Source organism: Bradyrhizobium sp. BRP56, from assembly GCF_020194035.1.
Taxonomy (GTDB): Bacteria; Pseudomonadota; Alphaproteobacteria; order Rhizobiales; family Xanthobacteraceae; genus Bradyrhizobium; species Bradyrhizobium australafricanum.
This window is the reverse complement of the sequence record NZ_JADYVV010000147.1, coordinates 1-3,120: the sequence shown is the minus strand read 5'-3', so window position 1 is coordinate 3,120 and position 3,120 is coordinate 1. Positions and strand designations below refer to the sequence as shown.

Here is a 3,120-nt window from a genome sequence, read left to right as displayed (position 1 = left end):
AGGGAATCCACGAAAACCAAATCGCAAGGTTCTGACGCCCAAAGCATCAAAACCTTGCAATCTGGAAATGCCCCTTAGCCCAAATCGAGATTCCCGATCAGTGGCTTAGTCCTTCTTCACGGACGACTAATTAGCGCGGCTCTTTTGTAGCGCGCGTTTGGCATCGGCGAGTTCGATTTCAACGGCCAATCCAAAATGTCTTGCAGTGGCAGACTTTCGAACTCCCTGAAATCGGGATAGGGGGAAGCCTCGCGGCTCCGCCCCTCCCACACCACCGGACATACGGGTCCGTATCCGGCGGTTCAGCGGATTATGCGGGTCGCCGTGCCGCGACGGAAGCCAAGCCGAGTGAGGCAAAGAAGCCGTTTGGCAGAGCAATGGTGAGCGCGGGGCTGTTCGCGAGCCGCCAAGGGCCACGTGGGCTGCCGGCGGTTTGCGCCGCCAGATCCCGGCCGACGCCGCGGCGTCGCAACTCGGCAAAGCGAGCGGGTCCATACTTCCATTGCTTCCAGGCAACGGCGCGCAACCGTCGCCTGATCCACTGGTCAAGCACGCGCAACACCGACGGGGTTTGACAGAAGCCGAAGTAGCCGTGCCACCCAATCAGGTAGGTCGACAGTTCTTTGGCGATCTGCACGAGGCATCGACCACGCGTGCGTCGCGTGAGCTCCCGAACCTTCGCCTTGAAGCGGGCGAGTGCCTGCGGCGCGATGCGCCGCCGCGGTTCTTGCCCGCCGGTGAAGCTGAAGCCCAGGAACTTGCGAACACTCGGTTTGGCAACCGCGCTCTTCGCTTTGTTGATCTTGAGCTTGAGGCGCTTTTCGAGGAACCTCTCGACGCCAGCCAGCACCCGTTCGCCCGCCCGCTGACTGCGCACGTAGATGTTGCAGTCGTCGGCGTAACGCACGAAGCGGTGGCCGCGCTTCTCCAGTTCCTTGTCCAGCACATCCAGCATCAGGTTCGACAACAGCGGCGAGAGGGCTCCCTGAACGCAAAAGATAACTTCCGCTTTGAACGCGTCATCGTCGGCTGGCGTGATAGAGCCGTTGTTGATTTGAGACGCAAAAGGTAATACCGTTATGTCATATGATTCGATCGACGCAAGCGCAGAAAGCCGAGCGGCTGAGGGCGGCGCGACGCTTGCTCGCGAAGAAAATCGGCATGGCGGAGGCGGCCTTGGTGCTGTCGCGCGAAAGCGGCTTGTCGCTGCGGCAGGCCTATCGCTATCTCGAAGTGGCCAAAAGCAGGGAGCGGCTCCTTCCCGCGCCGCAGCCATCAGTGACGCTCTCCCTGAAGATGCCGGCCGATCTTGCCCAAAAACTCCAGACGCATGCGACGGCTTCCAGGCTTTCGGCAAGCGAGGTGATGCGCCGAGCGGTGGCCGCTTATCTCGCGTCTGTCCGCGAAGATGGCTGAGCGGCGAAAAAAACGCGACGTTCGACTCGAATTTGCGTTCGATCGCCTCGTCGCCGTCAAACTTGAACAGGTTTACGAAATTCTCGTTCCAGATCAGGTGCGCTTCGCGCGCGCTGGCGCCGATGTGACGGGAGGCGAAGATGAAGACCGCCGCGATTTACGCCAGAGTGTCGTCGGACAAACAGAAGGAGGAGAACACGATCGCCAGTCAGACGAGCGCGCTGATCGCTTTCGCGCGCGAGCAGAACTGCGACGTGCCGGCGGAATGGGTGATCGAAGACGACGGCTATAGCGGCGCGAGCTTGTTGCGCCCCGGACTTGAACGACTGCGCGACCTCGCCGCAGAAGGGCGGATCCAAGCCGTGCTCGTCTACGCTCCCGATCGGCTGAGCCGGCGCTATGCGCATCAAATCCTTCTTATCGAAGAGTTCGCGCGCGCCGGCGTCGAAGTCTTGTTCATTCGCTCGAGACGGGCAGCGACGCCGGAAGACGAGCTGCTGCTGCAGTTTCAGGGCATGATCGCCGAATATGAACGCGCGCAAATCCTGGAACGGTCGCGGCGAGGGAAGCGCCATCGCGCCCTTCAAGGCCAAGTGAGCGTGCTTTCCGGCGCTCCGTTTGGCTATCGCTACAAGCGCAAGACCGATCACTCTGCCGCCTATTATGAGATCGACGAGCGACAGGCCGGTATCGTGCGCTGGGTCTACGAGCTTTACACCGCAAAAAGCCACAGCATCGGCGCCATCACGCGCCTGCTCAATGAGCGCCAGATTCCGACAGCCAAAGAAACAGGCCGCTGGGAGCGCTCGACGGTCTGGGCGATGCTGCGCAATCCCGCGTATAAAGGAACGGCCTGCTTTGGCAAGACGCGGATCGCGCCGCGCATGCGTGTGACGCGGCCGTTGCGATTGCGCGGCGGCGTCGCTCCTCGCAATAGCGCAAATCATGAGCTTCCTCGCACAGAGTGGATCGAAATCCCTGTGCCGACCATCATCAGCGAAGAGACCTTCGCATTGGCGAACGAGCTTTTGGAAGCCAACAAGAAGCATGCCCCGCGACGCACGATCACGCCGAGCGCCCTGCAAGGATTGTTGAGCTGCGCCAAATGCGGCTATGGGCTCTATCGCACCTCGACCAGGTCGAGCGCTCGAACCATCCATTACTACCGCTGCTTGGGCTCGGATGGCTGGCGCCGGCTCGGCGGGCCGGTCTGCGACAGTCGCCCGACGCGCCAGGATTTGCTGGACGAGGTGGTATGGAAAGAGATCGCGCGTTTACTTGAAGACCGACAGCTCATCGAAGACGAACTTGAGCGCCGGCTCAAGGCGGCGCGCAACTCCGATCCCACACAGCGCCGGGAGGAAACGCTTCGCCGCGATCTTGCGCGTTCCCGGAAAAGCATCGAGCGTCTCCTCACGGCCTATCAAGAGAGCCTTCTCTCACTTGAAGAGCTGCGCAGTCGCATGCCCGATTTGCGTAGCCGCGAACAGGCTTGCTTGTCGGCGCTGCAGGCGATCGAAGACCAATCGCAGGAGCAGGAGGTTTGTCTGCGTCTCGCTGAATCCGTGACTAGCTTCCTCGAGCGCCTCCGCTCGTCCGTCGGCGCGCTCGATATAATCGAACGCCAACGCGTGCTGCGCCTTCTCGTGAAGGAAGTCCTCGTTGGCGACGACAAGATCGTCATCCGCCACTCCATCCCCCTCC

3 protein-coding genes are annotated in these 3,120 nt (G+C 61.3%); 2 read left to right on the top strand and 1 reads right to left on the bottom strand.

What is annotated here, in order from left to right:
- Nucleotides 1-310: 310 nt before the first annotated feature.
- Complete coding sequence (locus I6F38_RS44355; RefSeq protein ID WP_225164660.1) at nt 311-1,000, bottom strand: group II intron maturase-specific domain-containing protein; 690 nt, start codon at nt 998-1,000, stop codon at nt 311-313.
- 86 nt (nt 1,001-1,086) lie between these two features.
- Between I6F38_RS44355 and I6F38_RS43010 the strand changes: the two genes are divergently transcribed.
- Nucleotides 1,087-1,416 (top strand): ribbon-helix-helix protein, CopG family, encoded by a 330-nt coding sequence (locus I6F38_RS43010; protein WP_011084760.1) that lies wholly within the window; start codon nt 1,087-1,089, stop codon nt 1,414-1,416.
- A gap of 140 nt (nt 1,417-1,556) precedes the next feature.
- Nucleotides 1,557-3,120, top strand: a 1,564-nt coding sequence (locus tag I6F38_RS43005) for a recombinase family protein (RefSeq protein WP_225164659.1), incomplete at its 3' end; no start/stop codon positions are given.